The 20974-nt window shown below is 65.1% G+C and carries 19 protein-coding genes and 2 pseudogenes; 11 read left to right on the plus strand and 10 right to left on the minus strand.

The window, feature by feature from the left end; translation table 11 throughout:
- The 7 genes from AC1DW9_RS34025 to AC1DW9_RS34055 form a co-directional block, all read left to right on the plus strand.
- Positions 1 to 652 (plus strand): transporter substrate-binding domain-containing protein (locus tag AC1DW9_RS34025; RefSeq protein WP_476855327.1); only part of this gene is annotated, 652 nt, incomplete at its 5' end.
- A gap of 74 nt (positions 653 to 726) precedes the next feature.
- Complete coding sequence (locus AC1DW9_RS34030) at positions 727 to 1458, plus strand: amino acid ABC transporter ATP-binding protein (RefSeq protein WP_069880472.1); 732 nt, start codon at positions 727 to 729, stop codon at positions 1456 to 1458.
- Positions 1459 to 1471: 13 nt separating this feature from the next.
- The gene (locus AC1DW9_RS34035; RefSeq protein ID WP_441508023.1) at positions 1472 to 2506 is read left to right on the plus strand and encodes a Gfo/Idh/MocA family protein; all 1035 of its coding nucleotides are present in this window, start codon (positions 1472 to 1474) and stop codon (positions 2504 to 2506) included.
- Positions 2507 to 2521: 15 nt separating this feature from the next.
- The gene (locus tag AC1DW9_RS34040) at positions 2522 to 3370 is read left to right on the plus strand and encodes a shikimate dehydrogenase family protein (RefSeq protein WP_441508024.1); all 849 of its coding nucleotides are present in this window, start codon (positions 2522 to 2524) and stop codon (positions 3368 to 3370) included.
- Positions 3367 to 5274, plus strand: a complete 1908-nt coding sequence (locus AC1DW9_RS34045; RefSeq protein ID WP_441508025.1) for a bifunctional sugar phosphate isomerase/epimerase/4-hydroxyphenylpyruvate dioxygenase family protein — start codon at positions 3367 to 3369, stop codon at positions 5272 to 5274. The genes AC1DW9_RS34040 and AC1DW9_RS34045 overlap by 4 nt, the downstream gene beginning before the upstream one ends.
- 10 nt (positions 5275 to 5284) lie before the next feature.
- Complete coding sequence (locus AC1DW9_RS34050; RefSeq protein ID WP_476776342.1) at positions 5285 to 6115, plus strand: 3-oxoadipate:acetyl-CoA acetyltransferase; 831 nt, start codon at positions 5285 to 5287, stop codon at positions 6113 to 6115.
- 54 nt (positions 6116 to 6169) lie between these two features.
- On the plus strand, positions 6170 to 6310 hold the full coding sequence (locus AC1DW9_RS34055; RefSeq protein WP_441508027.1) for a hypothetical protein: 141 nt from the start codon (positions 6170 to 6172) through the stop codon (positions 6308 to 6310).
- A gap of 15 nt (positions 6311 to 6325) precedes the next feature.
- On the opposite strand, the gene AC1DW9_RS34060 is transcribed toward AC1DW9_RS34055, so the two are convergent.
- Both AC1DW9_RS34060 and AC1DW9_RS34065 read right to left on the minus strand, forming a co-directional pair.
- A complete protein-coding gene (locus AC1DW9_RS34060; RefSeq protein ID WP_441508028.1) occupies positions 6326 to 7423 on the minus strand; it encodes a pyridoxal phosphate-dependent aminotransferase in 1098 nt (365 codons plus the stop codon).
- A 35-nt stretch (positions 7424 to 7458) separates the two neighbouring features.
- Positions 7459 to 8469: an amino acid ABC transporter substrate-binding protein gene (locus tag AC1DW9_RS34065; protein WP_441489923.1), complete on the minus strand. Its 1011-nt coding sequence runs from the start codon at positions 8467 to 8469 to the stop codon at positions 7459 to 7461.
- Positions 8470 to 8669: 200 nt separating this feature from the next.
- Here AC1DW9_RS34065 and AC1DW9_RS34070 point away from each other — a divergent pair, with 200 nt between their 5' ends.
- Genes AC1DW9_RS34070 through AC1DW9_RS34080 form a run of 3 tightly spaced genes read left to right on the plus strand, consistent with a single transcriptional unit; the run spans position 8670 to position 11353 of the window.
- Positions 8670 to 9470, plus strand: a complete 801-nt coding sequence (locus AC1DW9_RS34070; protein WP_441508029.1) for an HpcH/HpaI aldolase family protein — start codon at positions 8670 to 8672, stop codon at positions 9468 to 9470.
- A 16-nt stretch (positions 9471 to 9486) separates the two neighbouring features.
- The gene (locus tag AC1DW9_RS34075) at positions 9487 to 10401 is read left to right on the plus strand and encodes a cupin domain-containing protein (protein ID WP_476776343.1); all 915 of its coding nucleotides are present in this window, start codon (positions 9487 to 9489) and stop codon (positions 10399 to 10401) included.
- Between the two features lie 10 nt (positions 10402 to 10411).
- Complete coding sequence (locus AC1DW9_RS34080; RefSeq protein WP_441508031.1) at positions 10412 to 11353, plus strand: DUF6282 family protein; 942 nt, start codon at positions 10412 to 10414, stop codon at positions 11351 to 11353.
- A gap of 67 nt (positions 11354 to 11420) precedes the next feature.
- Here the strand turns inward: AC1DW9_RS34080 and AC1DW9_RS34085 are convergent, their stop codons facing one another.
- From AC1DW9_RS34085 to AC1DW9_RS34105, 5 genes are all read right to left on the minus strand, one after another.
- Positions 11421 to 12404, minus strand: coding sequence for a Bug family tripartite tricarboxylate transporter substrate binding protein (locus AC1DW9_RS34085; RefSeq protein ID WP_441478970.1), 984 nt, complete (start codon positions 12402 to 12404; stop codon positions 11421 to 11423).
- Between the two features lie 95 nt (positions 12405 to 12499).
- Complete coding sequence (locus AC1DW9_RS34090) at positions 12500 to 13303, minus strand: DNA-binding transcriptional regulator (RefSeq protein ID WP_162767941.1); 804 nt, start codon at positions 13301 to 13303, stop codon at positions 12500 to 12502.
- A 101-nt stretch (positions 13304 to 13404) separates the two neighbouring features.
- On the minus strand, positions 13405 to 14388 hold the full coding sequence (locus AC1DW9_RS34095; RefSeq protein WP_441508032.1) for an NAD(P)H-quinone oxidoreductase: 984 nt from the start codon (positions 14386 to 14388) through the stop codon (positions 13405 to 13407).
- The gene (locus tag AC1DW9_RS34100) at positions 14388 to 15029 is read right to left on the minus strand and encodes a fumarate hydratase C-terminal domain-containing protein (protein WP_441508033.1); all 642 of its coding nucleotides are present in this window, start codon (positions 15027 to 15029) and stop codon (positions 14388 to 14390) included. The genes AC1DW9_RS34095 and AC1DW9_RS34100 overlap by 1 nt, the downstream gene beginning before the upstream one ends.
- The gene (locus AC1DW9_RS34105) at positions 15026 to 15895 is read right to left on the minus strand and encodes a fumarate hydratase (RefSeq protein ID WP_441508034.1); all 870 of its coding nucleotides are present in this window, start codon (positions 15893 to 15895) and stop codon (positions 15026 to 15028) included. The genes AC1DW9_RS34100 and AC1DW9_RS34105 overlap by 4 nt, the downstream gene beginning before the upstream one ends.
- 185 nt (positions 15896 to 16080) lie before the next feature.
- On the opposite strand from AC1DW9_RS34105, the gene AC1DW9_RS34110 reads away from it, so the two are divergent.
- Positions 16081 to 17091 (plus strand): Ldh family oxidoreductase, encoded by a 1011-nt coding sequence (locus AC1DW9_RS34110; protein WP_441508035.1) that lies wholly within the window; start codon positions 16081 to 16083, stop codon positions 17089 to 17091.
- A 51-nt stretch (positions 17092 to 17142) separates the two neighbouring features.
- Here the strand turns inward: AC1DW9_RS34110 and AC1DW9_RS34115 are convergent.
- The 3 genes and pseudogenes from AC1DW9_RS34115 to AC1DW9_RS34125 form a co-directional block, all read right to left on the minus strand.
- A pseudogene (locus AC1DW9_RS34115) lies at positions 17143 to 17565 on the minus strand (AtzH-like domain-containing protein).
- Positions 17566 to 17690: 125 nt separating this feature from the next.
- Positions 17691 to 19478 (minus strand): peptide ABC transporter substrate-binding protein, encoded by a 1788-nt coding sequence (locus AC1DW9_RS34120; protein ID WP_441508036.1) that lies wholly within the window; start codon positions 19476 to 19478, stop codon positions 17691 to 17693.
- Between the two features lie 459 nt (positions 19479 to 19937).
- Positions 19938 to 20732: pseudogene (locus AC1DW9_RS34125) on the minus strand (aldehyde dehydrogenase family protein); the annotation flags it as partial.
- Between the last annotated feature and the right edge of the window lie 242 nt (positions 20733 to 20974).

Here is a 20974-nt window from a genome sequence, read left to right on the forward strand (position 1 = left end):
GGATGGGCTGGAGCTGGATGCCGATATCGCGGCGCTCTTCGGCAAGGAGCTCGGCGTCCCCGTCGAGTTCGTGCCGCTCGAGGTCAATAACCGCATCCCGGCCCTGACCACGGGGCGCGTCGATGTGCTGTTTGCGACGATGGCGATGCTGCCCGAACGGGCCAAGGTGGTGCAGTTCAGCAAGCCCTATGTCGCCAACACGATCGTGCTGATCGGGCCGAAATCGGCGGTGATCAAGACCAACGAGGACATGGCGAAGTTCACCATTGGCGTGGCCAAGGGCGCAGCCCAGGATACCCAGGTCACCAAGAACGCGCCGGCCAGCACGACGATCCGGCGCTACGACGGTGATGCCCCCAGCATCCAGGCGCTGGTCTCGGGCCAGGTCCAGGCGCTCGGCGGTAACATCTTCTACATCCAGCGTATCGAGCAGGCCCGGCCGGGCGAATTCGAAAACAAACTCGAATTCCAGAACCTCTACAACGGCGCCTGCACCCGGCAGGGCGAGAAGGAGATCAACGCCGCCCTCAACGCCTTCATCGACAAGATCAGGGCCAATGGCGAGCTCCAGAAAGTCTACGACAAGTGGATGAAGGTTCCCGTCCACAAGTTCCCCGACAGCCTCGAAGGCATCTCCTTCTCCGCAAGCTGAGCGCGGCAGGACAAAACGGAGCAGAGGCCATGAACAGCCAGTCCGCGACTGCAACCATTCAAGGGACTGACGCCATGATCAAAATGGCGGGCGTCGAGAAATGGTACGGCGAGTTCAAGGCCTTGACCGACATCAACCTGTCGGTCCGCCAGGGCGAGAAGATCGTCCTGTGCGGGCCGTCAGGTTCGGGAAAATCGACCCTGATCCGTTGCATCAACCATCTCGAACCCTACCAGAAGGGCGAGATCCGTGTCGGTGGGACGGTTCTCAGCGATGATTCCAGGATCATCGATGCCGTTCGCCGCGAGGTTGGAATGGTGTTTCAGCATTTCAACCTGTTTCCGCATCTGACGGTGCTGGAGAACTGCATGCTGGCGCCGATGCGTTCGCTTCGCGCCAGCAAGGCGCAGGCCGAAGCCACGGCAAGACGCCTGCTCGGCCGGGTCAAGATCGCCGAACAGGCGGAAAAATATCCGGCCCAGCTCTCCGGCGGACAGCAGCAGCGCGTCGCGATCGCGCGGGCCCTGTGCATGCAGCCGAAGGTCATGCTGTTCGACGAGCCGACCTCGGCGCTCGACCCGGAAATGGTCAAGGAGGTGCTCGACACCATGATCGGGCTCGCCGAGGAGGGCATGACGATGATCTGCGTCACCCACGAGATGGGGTTTGCGCGCCAGGTCGCCGACCGCGTGATCTTCATGGCGAGCGGTGCGATCGTCGAAGAAGCGCCGCCGGCTGCGTTCTTCACCAATCCGCGCCACGAGCGCACCCGGCAGTTCCTCGGCGAGATCCTGCACAATCACTGAGGAGGAGGCCGGCATGGCCGATCTGCAATCGATGCCACTGCGTCTCGGTGTCCTCGGTGCGGCGAATATCGCACGCAGCTTTGCGAGTGGTGTCGCGCCGTCGAGGACTGTCACGGTCGCTGCCGTCGCCAGCCGCGATGCCGGGAAGGCCGAACGCTTTGCGATGGAATGCGGCATTCCGCATTTTCATGGCTCCTATGAAGCCTTGCTGGCCGATCCGGAGATCGACGCGATCTACAATCCGCTGCCGAACTCGCTCCATGCGGAATGGTCGATCCGGGCCATGCAAGCCGGCAAGCATGTGCTCTGCGAGAAGCCGCTGGCGATGAATGCGACCGAGGTCCGCGCCATGGCCGCTGCTGCGCGCCAGCACGGACGCCATCTCGTCGAGGCCTATCCCTACCGCGCACAAGCCCAGACGCTGAAACTGCGCGAATTGCTCAACGCGGGCGCGATCGGCAAGGTTCAGCTCATCCGATCGAGTTTTGGCGTCGCCTTCTCCGACCCGGCGAATATCCGCCTGAAGCCCGAAGTCGGCGGTGGCGCCCTTCTCGACGCGGGCAGCTATGCCGTCAGCCTGGCGCTTCTCGTCGCAGGCGCGCGGCCCGAGCGCGTCAGCGCGACGGCGCGCTGGAGCGAAACCGGCGTCGATCGCAGCGTTGCGGCCACGCTGGAATTTCCGAGCGGAGCGCTTGCGCAGATCTCGTGCAGCTTTGCCACGGCCTATCACCGCCACGCCCTGATCGCAGGAGATGCCGGAACGATCGAGACGACCTATCTCAACCATCCCCCACTCGGGGGGCCGCCGGTGCTCACGATCCGGCGTGGTACGACCGTCCAGACCGCTCCCGAGACCATCGAGGTTGCGCCCGGCAATGGGTTCCTCGCGGAAGCGGAGTCGTTCGAGCGGCTGGTGCGGCAAGGACCCGAGCACTGGACCGGCGCGACCCTGGCGGAATCCATCGATATCGCGGTGACGCTGGATGCGATCCTGGCCAGCGCCCGGTCGGGCGCAGCCGTCAGCGTCGCTGCCGAGATCAACACCTAGGAAGGCCAGTTCGTCATGATCCGCGGCACGACGAAACTCATCGCCCATCTCGGCTATCCGACCGAGAGCTTCAAGGCGCCGATGATCTACAACCCGTATTTCGAGCGAGAAGGGATGGACGCCGTCGTGGTGCCGATGGGCTGCAAGGCGGATGACTATCCGGCTTTCCTCAGGCTCTTCTTCAGGCTCTCCAACGCTCACGGCGCCCTTATCACCATGCCGCACAAGGTGACGACGACCGCGCTGGTCGACGAGGTGCAAACCACGGCCGCGATTGCAGGAGCCTGCAATGCCGTGCGGCTTGATGTCGATGGCCGGCTGGTCGGCGACATGTTCGACGGCGAGGGCTTCGTGCGCGGTGTGCTGGGCAAGGGCCGTGTGCTCAAGGGCGCGCGTGCGCTCGTCGTCGGCGCCGGCGGCGTCGGCTCGGCCATCGCCGCCTCGCTCGCCAAGGCAGGCGTCGCGGCACTCGGCCTGTTCGATACCCATGCGCCTCTGGCGAACGGCCTCGCTGACAGGCTTCGCAAGCACTATCCGCAACTGGTCGTCACTGTCGGCTCGAACGATCCGGCCGGGTTCGCGATCCTGGTCAATGCGACGCCGCTCGGCATGAAGGCAGGCGATCCCTTGCCGATGGATGTCGCGCGCATCGCGCCTTCGGCCTTTGTCGGGGAAGTGGTGATGAAGCAGGAGATCACTCCCTTCCTGGCCGCTGTTCGCGCCCGCGGCTGCGCATTCCAGATCGGTGTCGACATGTTGTTCGAGCAGATCCCGGCCTATCTCGAGTTCTTCGGATTCCCCACCACGACATCGGAGGACCTGCGCTCGGTCGCACAGCTCGGCTACGAGGAGACGCGCTCATGATCCCTTCCATCGCCACCGTCTGCGTCTCCGGTACGCTTCAGGAGAAGCTCGAGGCCATTTCGGCTGCCGGTTTTCGTGCCGTCGAGATCTTTGAGAACGACCTGATCGCCTTCCCGGGCTCGCCGACAGAGGTGCGCCGGATCTGCGGCGATCTCGGGCTCGCGATCGTGACCTGCCAGCCGTTTCGCGATTTCGAAGGCATGCCCGATGCGCGGCGGGGGCGGACATTCGACCGGGCGGAACGGAAATTCGACCTCCTGCAGGAGCTTGGGACCGACCTGCTCTTCGTCTGCTCGAGTGTCTCGCCCGAGGGCTTGAGCGGCATCGACAGGCTCGCCGGCGATTTCGCCGAGCTTGGCGAGCGGGCCGCCAAACGAGGGTTGCGCGTCGGCTATGAGGCGCTGGCCTGGGGGCGTCATGTCGTCGACTATCGCGATGCCTGGGAAATCGTGCGCCGGGCCGGCCGCGACAATGTCGGCATCATCCTCGACAGCTTCCACATCCTCTCGCGCGGGCTCGATCCCGCCAGCATCGGCACCATCCCGCGCGACCGGATCTTCATGGTGCAGATGGCGGATGCCCCCAAGCTGCAGATGGATCATCTCTCCTGGAGCCGCCACTGGCGCTGCCTGCCGGGGCAGGGCGATCTCGATCTTGCTGCCTTCATGAGGGCGCTCGCGTCGACTGGCTATGACGGCGTCCTGTCGCTCGAGATCTTCAACGACCGATTCCGGGCCGGCTCTGCCCGCTCGGTGGCGCTCGACGGCCATCGGTCGTTGCTCTGGCTGCTCGACGAGACGGCACGGGAGCTCGGCCGGCCGGTGCCCGGCGCGGTCGCAATGCCGGCGCCTGAGCCTGTCGAAGCGGTCGAGTTCATCGAGTTCGCCATCGCCGAGGCCGAGCGGCCGGGCTTCCAGAGCCTTCTGAGCGCGCTCGGATTCAGCCGCGTCGGCGCGCATCGCTCCAAGGATGTCGATCTCTGGAGCCAGGGCGATATCCGCATCGTGCTCAACAGCGATATCGACGGTTTCGCCCATAGCTACCAGATCACGCATGGGACCTCGGTCTGCGCGATCGCGCTGAGGGTTGCAGATGCGGGCGCGGCCACAGAACGCGCGACGGCCCTGCTCGATGTGCCTCATGCCGGCGCGGTCGGGCCAGGCGAACTCGACATCCCGGCCGTGCGCGGCCTTGGCGGCAGCCTGCTCTATTTCCTGGATCAGTCTTCCGCCCTTGGACGCTGGTCGGAGGTGGATTTCGAGCCCACCGGCGCGAATGGCTCAAGCGCCGGATTGGTGGGGGTCGATCACATCTCGCAGAGCATGCAGTATGAGGAAATGCTGACCTGGCTGCTGTTCTACTCGTCGCTGTTCAAGACAACGAAGACGCCGAGCCAGGCGGTGATCGATCCAGGGGGCGTCGTCCAGAGCCAGGTCATCGAGAGCGGGCTGGATGGTCAGGCCGGCCATGGCCTGAGACTCATTCTCAACGGCTCGCAAAGCCACCGGACGCTGTCGGCCCGCTTCATCACCGATTTCTTCGGCTCCGGCGTGCAACATATCGCCTTCGCCACGAATGATATTCGGGCGACCGTCGAACGGTTGGTGGCCAATGGCGTCGCCATGCTGCCGATTCCGGAGAACTATTACGATGACCTCGAAGCGCGGTCCGATCTGCCTCCCGAGGAGATCGATGCGCTAAAGGCGCTCAACATTCTCTACGACCGCGATGCCGGCGGCGATTTCTGGCAGGCCTATACCGCGACGCTCGATGGCGGGTTGTTCTTCGAGATCGTCCAGCGCAATGGCTATGGTGGCTATGGTGCGGCCAATGCGGGCATCCGCCTGACCGCGCAGGCGCGCCTGTCCCGTCCGATCACCGTGCCTGCGCCCACCCATGCATGAAGGCGCTGCCATGACCACACCCTGCATCATCACTGTCGCGATCACCGGCTCGCTGCCGACCAAGCGCGACAATCCCGCCGTTCCGATCACGATTGCCGAGCAGGTCGAGTCGACGCAGGAGGCCTTCGAGGCGGGGGCGACGCTGGCGCATTGCCATGTCCGCACCGACGAGGGCACGCCGACCTCCGACCCTGAGCGCTTTGGCCGCCTGCTCGAGGGGCTGCGCAAACATTGCCCGGGCATCATCGTGCAGCTCTCCACCGGAGGGCGCTCTGGGGCGGGCAGGGAACGCGAGGGCATGATCCCGCTCAAGCCGGACATGTGCTCACTTTCGACAGGCTCATGCAATTTTCCGACGCGGGTCTATGAGAACAGCCCGGATCTCGTCGACTGGCTGGCGGCGGAGATGCTGACTCACGGCGTCAAGCCCGAGATCGAAGCCTTCGATCTCTCGATGATCTTCAAGGCTGCCGAGATGGGTATCGCGGGCGCGATCAAGGGGCCCCTGCATGTCCAGTTCGTGATGGGCGTGAAGAACGCGATGCCGGTCGATCGCGCTGCGTTCGAGTTCTACATCGCGACATTGAAGCGGCTGGCGCCCGACGCGACCTGGACGGGCGCCGGAATCGGGCGCGACCAGATCACGCTGAACCGCTGGTCACTCGAACTCGGCGGTCACTGCCGGACCGGGCTGGAGGACAATGTCCGCCTCGATCGCGACACGCTCGCGCCGTCCAATGCCGCCCTCGTGAAGCGCATCGCCGAGATGGCAGGCAGCTATGACCGCCACGTGGCGTCGGTCGCAGAGGCGCGGGGTCTGTTGTCGCTGCCGACGGCGTGAGGCCGCGGCTAGTCAAGCTCCCGGTTGACGCTCCGCGACGTGGGGCGGAGCAGCATGTGTTTGTCCCAGGACAGCATCGCGGTGGCCGAAGAAGGTGCCGTAATGGCCTTTGGCGGAGGCGCCATCCTCGCGTCGGCTCTCGCCGGAGCGCTGCAGCACGAAGCGGCGCCTGCCGGGCGCCGCCAGGAACAATGAAACGCCTGCGTTTGGTCAGCCGACGGCCCGCTTCAGCACCGCGACCAGGGCAGCCATCTCATCCCTTGCGCCGATCGAAATGCGCAGGGCTCCTTGTGTACCGGGGACATCGAACATCATGATGTGGATGTTTGCCGCCTTCAGCGCCGAGAAGAATTCGGCGGCCGGTGCGGGCGTGAGGACCGCCAGGAAATTCGCCGCGCTGGGCAAGGCCACGAAGCCAAGATCCTTCAACTGGTCCGCCAGCCAGTCGCGGCCGTCCGCGGTCCTGCTGAGCAGGTCGGTGAGATAGGCGGGCTCCTTCAAAGCCGCTTCGGCTCCCGCCAACGCCACGGCGTTGACGCTGAAATTGGTGCGGATCTTGCGATAGGCATCAGCCAGCGCCGGTGAGCCGACGATGCCGTATCCGACGCGGATGCCGGCAAGACCGAATGCCTTCGAGAAGGTGCGCGTCGAGATCCAGGGGCCGCTGCGGCGGCGCAGGATGGCGAGCACGTCGGGCCCGCCGGCATGATGGCCGAACTCGAAATAGGCCTCGTCGAAATGCAGCAGGGCATGATCCGGGACGCCGGCGACGAGTTGCTCCACATCGGCCTCGTCGAGCATGCCGCCGGTCGGGTTATGCGGCGAGGCGACGAAGACGAGGCGTGTCCGGTCGGTGATGGCGCCCAGGGTGCCCACGACGTCGACGAGGCCATCGCGCCGGTTCGGAACAGATACGAGCTTTGCGCCGCGCATCGCGGCGCCCTTGGCATAGGCTGGAAAGCCAGGATGCGGCGCCACCGCCTCGTCGTCCGCGTCGAGGGCCAATTCGGCGCTGGCGAAGAGGAGTTCGTTCGAGCCGGCCCCCAGCACGATCTGTGCTGGCGGTACGGCAAGGCGCGAAGCCAGCGCTTCGATCAGCGAGGCGCCGTCATGATCGGGGTAGCGGTTCACCTGGCCGGCGGCGGCGCACATCGCCGCCACGACACTCGGAGCGGGCGGCTCCGAGGACTCGTTGAGATGCAGGCTCACCGGCGGCGGTGCTCCCTCCATGGGGGCGGGGGTGCGGCGCGCCGGGACGTTCTGCAGGCGTGCGATACGCGGAACCGGGATGACGGTGGGGTTCGACACAGCTTTCTCCGTCGTGGGCGCGGCAACGCGGATGGTCAGCGTACCGGCGGCGAATATTGCAGACCGCCCTTGCTCCAGAGATTGTTCAGCCCGCGCGCGATCCCCAGCCGCGAGCCCGCGCCGACATTGCGGTCGTGGGATTCGCCGTAATTGCCGACCTGCTTGACGATCTGCATCGCCCAATCGTTCTTCAGGCCCATTGGCTCGCCGAACTTGCCCTCGCTGCCAAGCAGGCGGCGCACCTCGGGGGAACCGGAGGCGGCGAGCTGGTCGGCATTGGCCGAGCTGACGCCAAGCTCTTCCGCAGCAACCATCGCAAAATAGGACCAGCGGACGATGCTGTTCCAGGCCTCGTCGCCCTGCCTCACGACTGGACCGAGCGGCTCCTTCGAGATCAGTTCGGGCAGGATCACGAATTCTGCCGGGTTGACCAGCTTCAGCCTGTAGGCCGACAGCGCCGAGACGTCGTTGCTGAAGACGTCGCAGCGTCCCGACTCGAAGGCCTTGGCGGCCTGATCGCCCGATTCAAAGCTGACGGACTCGTACTTCATCCCATTCGCGCGAAAGAAGTCGGCGATGTTCAGTTCCGTGGTCGTACCGGTCGGCACGCAGACCGACGCACCGCCAAGCTCCTTGGCGGAGCCCGCATTGAGCGACTTGCGGATCATGAAGCCCTGGCCGTCATAGTAGTTGATCCCGGCGAAGCGCAGACCGAGTTGCGTGTCGCGCGAGAGCGTCCAGGTCGCCTGGCGGGAGAGCACGTCGATTTCGCCGCTCTGCAGCGAGACGAACCTGTCCTTCGGGCTGAGGGGGATGAACTTGACCTTGCTTGCGTCGCCCAATGTGGCGGCGGCGACGGCCCGGCACAGGTCGACATCGAATCCGGTCCAGCGACCGGCCTCGTCCGGGACGGAGAAGCCCGCCACACCCGGGCTGACGCCGCAGAGCAGCTGACCGCGCTCGCGGACCTTTTCGAGTGTGCCGGCCTGGGCGGAAACCGCCAGCGCCAGAGTGAAGCCCAAGGCCGTGGTCAAGCGAGCGTGCATGTGATGGTCCTCCCCATTTGTCTGTGGTGGTGGGCGATCCATCGGCCGACCACAACGAGGTTCTTTGTTCGTTTCATTGCTTGAAACGACGGGCGCCGCACACGCCATTTCACAATGCGAAATGCGCGGAGATCGCCATGCTGCGCCGGTGCCGGATGCGATGATGGCGCATCCCAGCCGCTCGATCCCGTGCCGAGTCCATGCAGAACACGCCCTACAATTCCTTCCGGCGCCGCTTGCTCGATCGCGAGTCCTTGATCGGCAGCTTCATCAAGACACCGACCGGCCACGCCATCGAGATCCTCGGCGCAGTCGGCTTCGACTTCGTCGTCATCGACCAGGAGCATGCCCCCTTCGATAGGGGCTCTACCGATGTGGCGCTTCTCGCGGCCCGGGCCGCCGGGGTCGCCGGGGTCGTGCGTGTTCCGGTGCTTTCGCATGACGCGATCCTGTCGGTCCTGGATTGCGGCGCAGTCGGTGTCCTGGCGCCGCATGTCTCGAGTGTCGCGCAGGCCCGTATCCTTGCTGCCGCCTGCCGCTATCGGGGCGGTGCGCGCGGATTTTCGGGCGTGACCCGGGCCGGCGGTTACGGCGCCTTGAAGATGTGGAACCATGTTGATGCGGCCGACGCCGCCACGGCCGCCATCGCGATGATCGAGGATCCCGCTGCACTCGAGGAGATCGACGCGATCCTCGCCGTCGATGGGCTCGACGCCGTCTTCATTGGCCGCGGCGACCTTACGGTTGCTTTCGGTGCGCCGACACGGGACGCGCCTGTGGTCCGCGATGCGGTGGACAGGATCATCGCCGCAGCGAAACGGGCGAACAAGCCGGTCTGCGTCATGACCGACGACGCCGATGAGGCCGCCGATTTTGCCGAGCGCGGTGCAAGCGCCTTCATCGTCTCGTCCGACCAGGGCTTCCTGAGGAAGGCGGCCGGCCACGCGTTCAGCGAGATGTCGGCGATGAAAACCCGTGCTTCTCAGGCTGCAGTCGGCTGAACTGGAGAGATTCTCGATGTTCCACCCCGCCGACCCCCGCGCCAAACTCGCGACCGGGGCGCCTGCCAAGGCTTCGCCCGTTTCGTCCTATGCCGGCGCGGATTATGCGCGCTTCTATGCGCAGGAGCCGCAGAAGGCCGGGTCCGATGCCCGCACTTGGATCGCGCGCGGGCAGAATTTCATCGTCGCTTATTCGGAGGTGCGCGCGGGGGCGAGTCTGGCGCGCATCGGCCATCCGGATGAGTATTGCGTGATCCTGCCGGACGCTGCCATGGGCGCGTCGCTCTCTGCCCGCGGGGAGAGCCTCGCCTCGCCGGGCTCATCCATCCTGTTCGTGCCGCCCGGAGATTCCGAGGTCACGGCAGCCAGTGATGGCCGCGTCATCCGGATCTTCTCCACTGCTGCGACCGATCTGGCGGCAGCCTGTTCCAATGCCTCGTCCTATGCCGAACCGCACGCCAATGTCGCGCTCCTGGAGCCTTGGCCCGAGCCGCGCGGTGGCTGGAAACTGCGGCGCTACAGCCTGGAAGGCGAGGGGGGCGAGAGCCGCTTCGGCCGGATTTTTCGCTGCACGACGCTGATGGTGAACGTGCTCGACCCGCGGCTCGGGCTGCGCGACATCACCAAGCTCTCGCCGCATCACCATGACGATTTCGAGCAGGGCTCACTCGTCATCGACGGCGCCTACATCCACGATATCCGCTGGCCCTGGACGCCGGATATGAGGATCTGGCGCGAGGACGAGCACGAGTTGATGGCGGCTCCGTCGCTGACGGTCATCCCGCCGCCTTCGATCCACACGTCCCGGTCGGTGCTGCCCGGCCTGAACCAGATGATCGACATCTTCTCACCGCCACGCATGGATTTCTCGGAAAAGCCCGGTTGGGTGATCAACGCCGCAGATTATCCAATGCCCGGCGAAACGCCCTGAGGACTTCAGCATGCTTCTCGACAAGGCCCCCCAAACCGACCGTGCCCGGCAGGTCGCGGATCTGCTCGTCGGTGCGGTCGATCTGCACTGTCACAGCGGCCCCGCCGCGATGCCGCGCATCCTCGACCATCATGAGGCCATGCTCGACGCTGCCTCCGCGAAGTTCCGCGCGCTTGTCTACAAGGACCATTTCTACCTCGGTACCTCGCATGCCGTGATGTTGGAGAAGCTCTTCCCCGACAATGGCTTGAAGCTGTTTTCCGGCGTGGCGCTGAACAATGCCTCGGGCGGGTTCAATCCGCATGCCGTCGACCATTGCATCAAGATCGGCGGCAAGATCGTCTGGTTGCCGACCCTCTCGGCCGCGAACCATATCGCGGTCCTGGCGTCAGGCGCCGTCAAGACCTTCCCCAAGACCGCAGGGAAGATGCTGGATGCGCTGCCGCTCACCGCACTCGATGCGAGCGGCACGGTGACGGACGCGGTCAAGCAGATCCTCGACCTGATTGCCGAGGGGGACATCGTTCTCGCGGGCGGCCACCTCCATGCCTCTGAACTCCACCTCGTGTTCGAGGAAGCGCGTGCGCGCGGCGTCCGCAAGATGATCGTCAACCACCCGACCTATATCGTGGGCTGCACGGATGCCGACATCCGCCAGCTCGTTTCGCTCGGTGCCTATATGGAGCACTCGATCTGCATGTTCGTCGAAGGGCGCTCGAAGAAATACGAGATGTCCGACCTCGCTCATCTGATCGAGGTCGCCGGTGTCGAACGCACCCTGCTGTGCTCCGATCTCGGCTTGCTCGGTTCGCCACGCCCGGTCGATGGCTACCGCGAGATCGTCGGTGGGCTGCTCGACCTGCAATTCGCGGAGAAGGACATCAGGACCATGATCGGCGGACATGCGGCGGCATTGCTGAATCTCGACGACGTTTCGCCGGGCGCTGTCTGATCCCGAGCATGCAAAAACCCCGGGTGAGCGGTAGCGCTCACCCGGGGTTTTTCTTTGCGGCGAAGGTTTAGTCGAGGGCGATCGCAGCCGTGCGGATGACCTCGCTCCATTTGGCGATTTCCTGCGCCTGGGCTTTCCGGACGACGTCCGGTCCGCCGCCGAGCGAGCGCACGCCGATCGGATCGAGCTTCGCGCGGCCCTCCGCGCTCAGCACATAATCGTTCACGATCGTGCTGATCCGGCGTGAGATCGGCTCGGGAAGGCCCTTGGGACCAACGATCGCATACCAGGAGGAGGCGTTGACTCCCGTCAGTCCCGCTTCCGACAGGGTCGGCACATCGGGCAGTTGCGGCGCCCGCTCTTCGGCCGTGACTGCGAGTGCGCGGATGGCTCCGGATTTCACATGTGGAATATAGGGCGGAAGGAAATCGACGGCGACATTGACGATTCCTGCGAGGAGATCGGTCGCAAGCGGCGCAGAACCGCGATAGGGCACATGGGTCATCTGGAAACCGCCCTTGCGCTGGATCAGTTCGCCGGCGATGTGCCCCATCAGGCCGAAGCCCGGGCTTCCGAATGTGAGCTTGCCCGGATTGGCTTTGCCGTAGGCGATCAGCTCGGACAGTGTCTTGACTGGCAGGGAAGGGTGCGTCGCCACCACAACCTGCACATCTCCGATCATGGCGATCGGCTCGAAATCGACGAGCGGGTCGAAGCTGAGTGTCTTGTAGAGCAGCTTGTTGGTGACGAGCGGCCCAGACGAGGAGACGAACAGCGTATGCCCGTCGGGGGCGGCGCGCACGACGCTGGCCGCGGCGAGGTTTCCGCCGGCACCAGGTTTGTTTTCGACGATGAAACCTTGCCCCAGCTCTGCGCGGAGCCTCTCCGCGAGCAGGCGGGCCACGACATCGGTGGCCGCGCCGGCCGGGAAGGGCACGATGATGGTCACCGGCCGGGCCGGCCAGCTCTGACCGAGCGCGCCCCGCGTGCTCGCCAGAGCACCGAGGCCGACGAGCGACGCCGCGAACGCGCGGCGAGAATACAATGACATGGTGGCTGTTCCTCCGGAGCGGCAACCGATCGTTCGGCGCGGTTGTGCCCCGGAACTATGCGCGGCTTCCTGGCGACGGAGGTTGGGAAGGCGGCCTATTTCTCATCCTGAAACGCGACGCCCATTGATTGCGACAGCGCCTTGAGTTGCGTCTCGATGCTTGCCGCCGCCTTCTTCAGGGGATGGATGATCCGCGCGCGATCATCGGGCGTCGCCACGACGGACCGGAAGAAGGTGACGCCGAAGGTCGCGAGCACGCGCTCGCCCAGCATGATGGGAACGGCAATCGTCGCAGACGTGCGCGGCTCGACGGCAGGGTCGCGCTCGGTGTAACCGCGCCAGCGTGCCTGGGCGATCAGCCGTTCCAACTCCTCGTCGCCGAGGCCGCTGTTCTCGGGGTCCGGGGAAGCCAGCATTGCAGAGCGCACGATCGTGCGCTCCTCTTCGGGACAGAATGCGAGATAGGCCCGCCCGAGCGCGCGCCCTCCCAGGCTCAGCCGATGGCCGAGGGTTGCGTGGAACGGGGAAATCGGGCTGTCGGGAATGGTGCTGAAACGCACGATCACGGCGTCGTAGTCGAGGACACAGACGGCGCAGGGCCATTTGATTTGCCGGGTAAGGGCCGTCGCCCAGGGGCGCGCGGCCTCGATCACCATCGGCGCACCGTGGAAGCCGGCGCTCAGCCGGTTCACACCGGAAGTCACCTGATACCCCCGCACACGGCTGTCGCGCATGACATAGCCGGTGGCGATGAGCGTTTCGAGGAGCCGGACGATCGTCGGCTTGGGCAGGCCGGTTCGCCGGTGGAGATCGCCAACCGTCGCCAATCCGCTGCGGTTGATTTCGGCGAGAAGGTCGAGCGCCTTGACGACGGACTGGACGGGAGTGAACGAGGGCAAGAGGCGGTCCCAGCCAGACGGATTGTTATGCGTGATGCTGGGGCACCCGCCTGCTCGACGCCAAGGAGACCTGCTGCCCGAAGCGATGTCAAACGCTGGTGTCAGCCATCGAGCGTGAGGACGACCTTGCCCACCTGTTCGCCGGCGTCCATCAGGGCATGGGCCTCCCGTACATCGCGCCAGTCGAAGGTTGCGCAGATGTGGTTGCGAATACGCCTGCTCTCGAGCAACGGCCAGACATGGGCGACGAGCTCCGACGCGATCCGCCCCTTATAGGCGGCAGGACGCGGGCGCAGGGTCGAACCGGTCAGGGTCAGGCGACGCCGGACGATGTTGCGGACATTGACTTCCGCCATCTGGCCGAGATGGCTGGCGATCAGCACGACGCGGCCGTCGGGCGCAAGCAGCTGCAGCTGCTTCTCGGTGTAGGGGCCGGCCTGCGCGTCGAGCGCGACGTCGACCTGCTCTGCGCCGATTGCCGCAACAATCTCGGCCGCCCAGTCCTCGCGATAATTCACTGCGTGATCGGCGCCGATCTCCCGGCAGATGTCGAGCTTCGCGGCTGTCCCTGCCGTTGCGATCACGCGGGCCTGCCGCAAGCTCTTGGCGATCTGGATCGCTGCCATGCCGACGCCGCTGGTGCCGCCTTGCACGAGCAGCGTTTCACCTTCCGCGAGCCGTCCAAGCCAGATCACATTGTTCCAGGCGGTGAAGAAGGCCTCGGGCAGTGCCGCAGCTTCGGTGAAGCTCGCTCCCTTCGGCATGGGCATGCACTGAACCGCGGGCACGGCGCAGAGCTCGGCATATCCGCCGCCATTGGCGAGCGCGCAGACTGCGTCACCCGCCCTGGGCCATTCCACCTCCGCGCCGACGGCTTCGACGATGCCTGCAACGTCGAGGCCAGGCAGGTCGGTCGCGCCGGGCGGTGGCGGATAGAGCCCGCGCCGCTGCTGCACATCCGGGCGGTTCACGGCCGCGGCCCGGACCCGGATGAGGACGTCATTGGGGCCAAGCGCAGGGGACGCGCGCTCGCAAAAGGCCAGCACCTCCGGCCCACCGGGCCGGGTGATCTCGATCGCTTGCATCAGTGTTGCTCGTCGACGGGGGAGATGGGAGCCCGCAGGGCCTGCAGGATCTCCGGCAGGCGCGCCTGGGCGGAGGTCATCAGGCGCTCATAGATGGAGTTGCCATGGGCATCGATCGCAACCGTCACCGGTCCGAATCCTCCCAGCCTGACGCGGTTCAGCCGGAACTGCATGATCAGGTCGTTCCAGGCGCTGTCGAGGACCTCTTCGACGCCTTCGCTGAGCAGCGCCGACGCGCCACCGACGAAGGAGAAATAGACGCAGCCGACCTCGCGCATGGCGTCAGCGCTTTCGCGTGACAATCCGCCCTTGCCGCCGACGGAGGTCAGGCCGAGCTCCCGGATCAAGGTAGGCATCAGGCCGTTGAAGCGGCTCGAGGTCGTTGGATTGACATAATGGAGGCGTCCCGGCCTGCCATCCACTTCGTCATAGCTGACGCCCATATGGAAGAATGCGCTGCCCCGCATCGGTGTCGGCATCTCGCGACCGGCCGCCACCTCGGACACCATGCGCTTCTGCGTGGGCATGCCGACTGTCGCCACCGCGTCGCCATCGAGCAGGAAGAGATCGCCCAGCTTCAGAGCCCGAGCCGCGGCAGGTGTCAGCGGCAGCTTCAGGCGGGGCAGGTCGAAGGAGCTCATTCGATCCGATCCACAACGCCTGAATTGTGGATCTTCGCGCGCGTCCGCCGGTTGATCCAGCAATTGAAGGAGACTGCGACAGGGGTGAAACCGTGGCCTGACGCGTACTCGACATGCACACCGAAGGTCGTGGTCGAGCCGCCGACGCCCATTGGCCCGAAACCGGTCTGGTTGACCGCCCTTGTCAGGCGCTCCTCCATATCGGCAACCATCGGCTCCGGATTATGGTGGCCGAATGGCCGCAGCGTCGCGTCCTTGGAGAGCTTGGCGGCATGGTCGAAGGTGCCACCGATGCCGACGCCGATCACCACGGGAGGGCAGTGCTGACCGCCGGCACGCATGACCATCTCGAGGATGCAGCGTTCGATCTCATCGAGGCTCGGGCTGACCAGCGTCTCGATCGCAGCCCAGCGGCCTCCGCCGAGCGCCTTCGGCGCGCAGGTGATATCCATGTAGTCGACATCGCCAAGCAGGTCATAGGAGACCAGCGGCATGTCCTTGCCCTTGTAGCTGCGCTCATTCGTCAGCGGATTGGTGACGAAGCGCAGGATCGGCGGCTGGATCGTCTGGACGAGGTGCTCGAAGCCATCGACGATGGCCTGGCGGATGTCGCCTCGCATCTGGACACCCGATCCGATCTTCACGGCATAGCTCGGAACCCCTGCATCCGAGCACAGGAAGCGCCCGGTCCGCTCCGCCGTTTCCGCACTGTCGAGCATGAAGGCCAGCGTCTTGCGTGCATGGGGCACGGTCTCGGTCTCGACCGCATTACGCAGGGCGCTCTTCGATGTCTCCGGGATCCGGCGCAGCGACCAGTCATAGAGATTGGCCGTGACCTCCTTCACCAGATCATATGTTATCGCCATGCGCCGCTGCCCAGTTCACCTCTGCCCAACCTAGCGGGCCGGGACGGGGGGATGGTTCAAAGCGCCGGCGTTTCGCACGATGAAATGAGCGCGCTGTGCATACTTTGCTATCCAGCCCCTCCTAGGATCGATCGAGTTTCACCGTCACAGGCCTGATGATGTCTCAGATACCAAGCGCCGTTCCGATGCGCGTTGCCGATCTTGTCGCGGAGGTTGCCGCTGTCTTTGCCGGCGCCGGACTCTCTCCCGCCGGCGCGAGCCGTATTGCGGAAGCCCTGGTCGAAGCGGAGCAGCAGGGCCTGAGCTCGCACGGGCTGATGCATGTGCCGCTCTATATCGAACGCCTGCGCAAGGGCTCGGTCTCGCCGCATGACGAAGCTCTGTGCGTGAGTGACCATGGCGCCGTTGCGGTTCTCGACGGCCGCCACATGCTCGGTCATCTGGCCGCCGAGCAGGCCATGACCCTGGCTATCGCAAAGGCTCGGAGTTTCGGCATCGGCGCGGTTGCCGTGCGTCATGGGTTTCATTTCGGCGCTGCCGGTCGCTATGCCGCCCAGGCCGCTGAGGCCGGCATGATCGGGATTGCGATGTCGAATACGCGGCCGTTGATGCCGGCCCCCGGCGGGGCTGAGCCGGCTGTCGGCAACAACCCGATCGCGATTGCCATTCCGACTGCGGACGAGCCTGCGGTGGTGGTCGATGTCGCCATGAGCGAAGGCGCTCTCGGCCGCATTCGCCATCACCAGCAGCGCGGCGAGCCGATTCCGGCGAACTGGGCCGTAACGTCGGAAGGGCTTCCGACCACCGACCCTGCCGAGGCAATCAGGGGGCTGCTTCTGCCCACCGGCGGCCCCAAGGGGTTTGCCCTCGCACTGGCGGTCGACATGCTGTGCGGGCTCCTGTCCGGTGGTGCCGTGGGAGCCGAGGTGAAAGCGCTCTACGGCGACGCCGCGCAACCGAATGACTGCTCGTTTCTGTTCCTGACGCTGAATCCGGGCGCTTTCGGCGCTGAGGCCTTGCCTTGCCGCGCCGCAGCCGAGCGGGAGCGCATCAGCAGCGGGCGCCGCGCCCCCGGTACTAATGCCATCCGTGTCCCCGGTCAGGCAAAATGGGAGAACGCCAAGCTCCGACAGGAGATCGTGGCGGTCGACAGCCGGACGCTCGCTGCGCTGAGGGCAAGCGCCATTGGAAGCTGACTAGGGGGGCAGGGGCCTCGACTGTCAAAGCGAAGCAGGGGGCGCGGCTGCTCACCAGAGGCGCGGCCCCTCCATCGTTGATACGTGAGCGGAGATCACCTTCCAGCCGAGATCGGGGAAGCGCGCCCAGGTCTGGCTCTACCGGCCGACCATGTCCTGCCCGCGGACCTTGAACTCCAGGTTCACCGTGGCAATGTCGCGCCCCAGAGTGAGAATCTCCAGCCGCAGCCGCTTTTCCTTGATACCGGGCCCCGGCGGGCGAGAAACGCGGTGGGCGTGGATCTCCGAGAAGCCATAGCCATTCTCGTGCAACGCGTATCGGATGGTGTGCGGACTGTCCCAGAATGCGGCATCCAGCACAGCCACATCCTTGTCGATCAGGGCTTGCTCGTAGCGTTCGAACAATGCGCCGATTTCGGCAACGACATCGGGCAAATTCGGGATCAGGTCGGGCACGGTGCAGCCTTCATACATGGCGCCGACGGATCAAGCCGGCCTCCGCCCCCTGTCATAGGATGATCAGAGTTCCGCCCGCTCCCATTCGGATGGGAGCGGGCGGCGAAGCGGTGGACCAGATTCGGTCCCGGAGCGCTGGACGGCTAGGTGCGGTACCAGCTCGCAAGGTTCCAGGTCGTGACTTCCCAGCCCGAAATATCGGGCACGAGGTTGTTCGCCGACGCGCCTACGATCGTGCGCGACAGGAGCGGCAGGATGATGTTGGCCTCGCAGAAGATCTCGTTGACCTTGATCAGCAGCGCGGCGCGCTTCACAGGGTCGAACTCCTTCTGCGCAGCCTTGTAGGCCTCATCCGCTTCCTTGCTGCCATAGCGCGAGACGTTGCGGCCGAGCCACTTGTTCTCCTTGTTGGCGATTTCCCAGGACACGAACTGGTTCAGGAAGCGCTCCGGATCCGGCTGCGGCTGCGTCGTGGTGTACATCTCCATGTCGCAGTAGAGCTTGGTGTAGGTGTCGGGATTGGAGACGTCCGAGGAGAAGAACACGGACGCGGTCACCGACTTCAGCTCGAGATCGATGCCGGCACGCTGGCAGGCCTGCTTGATGATCGCCTGGGTCTTCTGGCGCGGCGCGTTGATCGAGGTCTGGAAGACGTATTTGAGCTTCTTGCCATCCTTCTCGCGGATACCGTCGGCGCCCTTCTTCCAGCCGGCGTCGTCGAGGATCTTGTTGGCCTTGTCGACGCTGAATTCATACTTCAGCTTCGGCGACTTGAACTGCTTCGGCTCGTTGACGAAGCTCGCCGTCGCCGTGCCGCCGCGGCCATAGATGAACTTCTGGATCGAGTCGCGGTCGATCAGGAGGTTGATCGCCTGGCGCACCGCCGGATCGCTGAGCGTCGGATGCTTGGTCTTGACGCTCGAACGTTCGCCGTCGACCTCGGTCCACGGGTCCGTGGGGTTGAGGATGATGAACTCGACGTCGCCACCAGGAACCACCACCACGCGCCCGCGCCCGCCGGTCTCCATGCGCTTGAGGATCTCGTCCTCGACCTGCATGTTCCAGGCATAGTCGTATTCGCCGGTCTGCAGCACGGCACGCGCCGCCGAGACCGCGTCACCGCCGCCTTTGACTTCGAGCGTGTCGAAATGCGGCTTGTTCTTGACGTGATAATCGGGGTTTCGTTCGCCCGTGAGCAGGTCGCCGGGCTTGAACTCGACGAACTTGTAGGGGCCGGTGCCAACGGGCTTCAGATTGGCCGGGGCTTCGCGCGACTTGGCGCCCTTGTACTCGCCGAAATGGTGCTTCGGGATGATCATGCCGGCGACGCCGACGAAGGCATCGGCCCAGAACGGCGTCGGATCCTTGAAGATGATCTTGACGGTGTGGGAGTCGATCTTCTCGACCTTGATGTCCTTGTAGGCGCCGGTCGTATAGGCGGCGGTGGCCGGATCGGCGGCATATTCCCAGGTGAAGACGACGTCATCCGCGGTGAACGGCTTGCCGTCATGCCATTTGACGCCCTGCTTCAGCTTCCAGATCACTTCCTTGCCGTCGGCAGACACTCCGCCATTGGCCTTGGTCGGGATCTCGGCGGCGAGTTGGGGAACGAGATTGCCGTCCTTGTCCCAGCCGGCGAGCGGCTCGAAGAAAACGCGCGAGGCGATCTGGTCCTTGGTGCCGCTGGCGAAATGCGGGTTCAGCAGGGTCGGTGCCTGCCAGAGCAGGATCTTCAGCGGCCCGCCGCCACCGGCCTTGGTCGGCTTGTAGTCGTCGGCCGACTGGGCCATCGCGACGCCGTTCCAGGCCAACATCTGGGTTGCGATCGGTGCGCTCAGTCCCAGCGCCACCATCTTCTGCACGAAGGAGCGCCGCGACAGGCCACCTTCCTTCACATCCGCGATCAAACCTCGCAGGTCGTGTTCGTTCATAAATACCCTCCGCCGACAGGCCGTTGATAATGTTCCGGGGGTCTTGCGCCCCCTGCTTTTCCCTCAAGCAGCCGTCAGCAAGGCATGGGCCAGCGAAAGCGTCAACTGGGCGCTGCAGAATGGCCAATGCTGCATGCGCCGATCGTGCGGGCGTTCGTGCAACGAAGCGTATCGGCGTGGATTAGGCCGCAGCCGCAGCAAGCAACGCGGCTTCATGACATGGCTTTGGAGAAGGTTTGGGGCGGGCACCAAGAATTGGCAGAGGGCACAACGATAGACCTGCCCCGAAACCGAGGTGCGGGCAGGGACCAGCCGAAGGCCATGTCGAGACTGAATGGCTCGCACCGGCGTGCTGACGATGCCCCCGTCGCGGCCTGCGCCGGACGTCGGCCATCCCGGCGCAGTGGACTTCGGAAAAATGCCCGTGATTCGGCCAGCCGATTCTCCACCCTCCGGCGGCTAGGCCGGAAGCGTGTAGGCGGTCTTCACGGTCGTGTAGAATTCCTGCGCGTAGCGGCCCTGTTCCCGGGGGCCGTAGGACGAACCTTTGCGGCCACCGAAGGGCGCGTGGTAATCCGTGCCGGCGGTCGGAAGATTGACCATGACCGTTCCGGCCTCTGCGTTGCGTTTGAAGTGGCTCGCATATTTGAGGCTCGTCGTGCAGATGCCGGCCGAGAGGCCGAACCTTGTATCGTTGGCGGCGGCAAGCGCGGCGTCATAGTCCTTGACGCGGATGACTGCTGCGACTGGCCCGAAGACCTCCTCGCGGGCGATCCGCATGGTCTGGTCGATCTCGGTGAACAGCGCCGGCGATAGATAGAATCCTGGCGTGGCCCGCGCGAGAACCTCACCGCCGCACGCAAGCCGGCCGCCTTCCTCCTGACCAAGGCGGAGATAGCGCAGGTCCTGATCGAGCTGCCTCTGGTCGACCACGGGTCCGATGCTTGCTTCCGGCTTGAGCGCATCGTCGACGACGAGCCCGTGCATGGCATCGATCAGGCGCTCTACGAAGCTGTCATGGATCTTGTCGGTGACGATCAGCCGGGACGCTGCGGTGCAACGCTGCCCGGTCTGGTAGAAGGCGCTATTGAGCGCACACCCAACCGCCAGTTCGATATCGGCATCGTCGAGCACGACAAGCGGGTTCTTGCCGCCCATTTCGAGCTGCATCTTCTTCATCCGGTCGGATGCGACACAGGCCTCTGCGACCTTGCGGCCCGTGGTGACAGAGCCGGTGAAGGAGATTGCGTCCACGTAGCACATTGGGAAGAGGCTCGACCGTTGCCTGACGGCGCGCGAAGCCTTGCGTAGCGCAGCGCGCCGTCACGGCGGTCATGGCCGGCCAGAAGGTCTCTAAAGTGAGGTTGTCGAGACAACACTTTGGAGCGAGGCCAACCATGACCAAGCGCTTTTCTACTCCCACCGGCGCCGTGCTGGTAGCGATCGACATGTCCAAGCACCGCCAGGAGGTGCTGATCGAACGGCCAGAAGGCGGT

The sequence above is a fragment of the Allobosea sp. P4_E12 genome, from assembly GCF_056401655.1.

Excerpts from the sequence above, each read along its gene's own strand:
- AC1DW9_RS34030 (WP_069880472.1), top strand. The coding sequence starts at position 727 with ATGATCAAAATGGCGGGCGTCGAGAAATGGTACGGCGAGTTCAAGGCC.
- AC1DW9_RS34035 (WP_441508023.1), top strand. The coding sequence starts at position 1,472 with ATGGCCGATCTGCAATCGATGCCACTGCGTCTCGGTGTCCTCGGTGCG.
- AC1DW9_RS34040 (WP_441508024.1), top strand. The coding sequence starts at position 2,522 with ATGATCCGCGGCACGACGAAACTCATCGCCCATCTCGGCTATCCGACC.
- AC1DW9_RS34045 (WP_441508025.1), top strand. The coding sequence starts at position 3,367 with ATGATCCCTTCCATCGCCACCGTCTGCGTCTCCGGTACGCTTCAGGAG.
- AC1DW9_RS34050 (WP_476776342.1), top strand. The coding sequence starts at position 5,285 with ATGACCACACCCTGCATCATCACTGTCGCGATCACCGGCTCGCTGCCG.
- AC1DW9_RS34055 (WP_441508027.1), top strand. The coding sequence starts at position 6,170 with ATGTGTTTGTCCCAGGACAGCATCGCGGTGGCCGAAGAAGGTGCCGTA.
- AC1DW9_RS34065 (WP_441489923.1), bottom strand. The coding sequence starts at position 8,469 with ATGCACGCTCGCTTGACCACGGCCTTGGGCTTCACTCTGGCGCTGGCG.
- AC1DW9_RS34070 (WP_441508029.1), top strand. The coding sequence starts at position 8,670 with ATGCAGAACACGCCCTACAATTCCTTCCGGCGCCGCTTGCTCGATCGC.
- AC1DW9_RS34075 (WP_476776343.1), top strand. The coding sequence starts at position 9,487 with ATGTTCCACCCCGCCGACCCCCGCGCCAAACTCGCGACCGGGGCGCCT.
- AC1DW9_RS34080 (WP_441508031.1), top strand. The coding sequence starts at position 10,412 with ATGCTTCTCGACAAGGCCCCCCAAACCGACCGTGCCCGGCAGGTCGCG.
- AC1DW9_RS34085 (WP_441478970.1), bottom strand. The coding sequence starts at position 12,404 with ATGTCATTGTATTCTCGCCGCGCGTTCGCGGCGTCGCTCGTCGGCCTC.
- AC1DW9_RS34095 (WP_441508032.1), bottom strand. The coding sequence starts at position 14,388 with ATGCAAGCGATCGAGATCACCCGGCCCGGTGGGCCGGAGGTGCTGGCC.
- AC1DW9_RS34100 (WP_441508033.1), bottom strand. The coding sequence starts at position 15,029 with ATGAGCTCCTTCGACCTGCCCCGCCTGAAGCTGCCGCTGACACCTGCC.
- AC1DW9_RS34105 (WP_441508034.1), bottom strand. The coding sequence starts at position 15,895 with ATGGCGATAACATATGATCTGGTGAAGGAGGTCACGGCCAATCTCTAT.
- AC1DW9_RS34110 (WP_441508035.1), top strand. The coding sequence starts at position 16,081 with ATGCGCGTTGCCGATCTTGTCGCGGAGGTTGCCGCTGTCTTTGCCGGC.
- AC1DW9_RS34120 (WP_441508036.1), bottom strand. The coding sequence starts at position 19,478 with ATGAACGAACACGACCTGCGAGGTTTGATCGCGGATGTGAAGGAAGGT.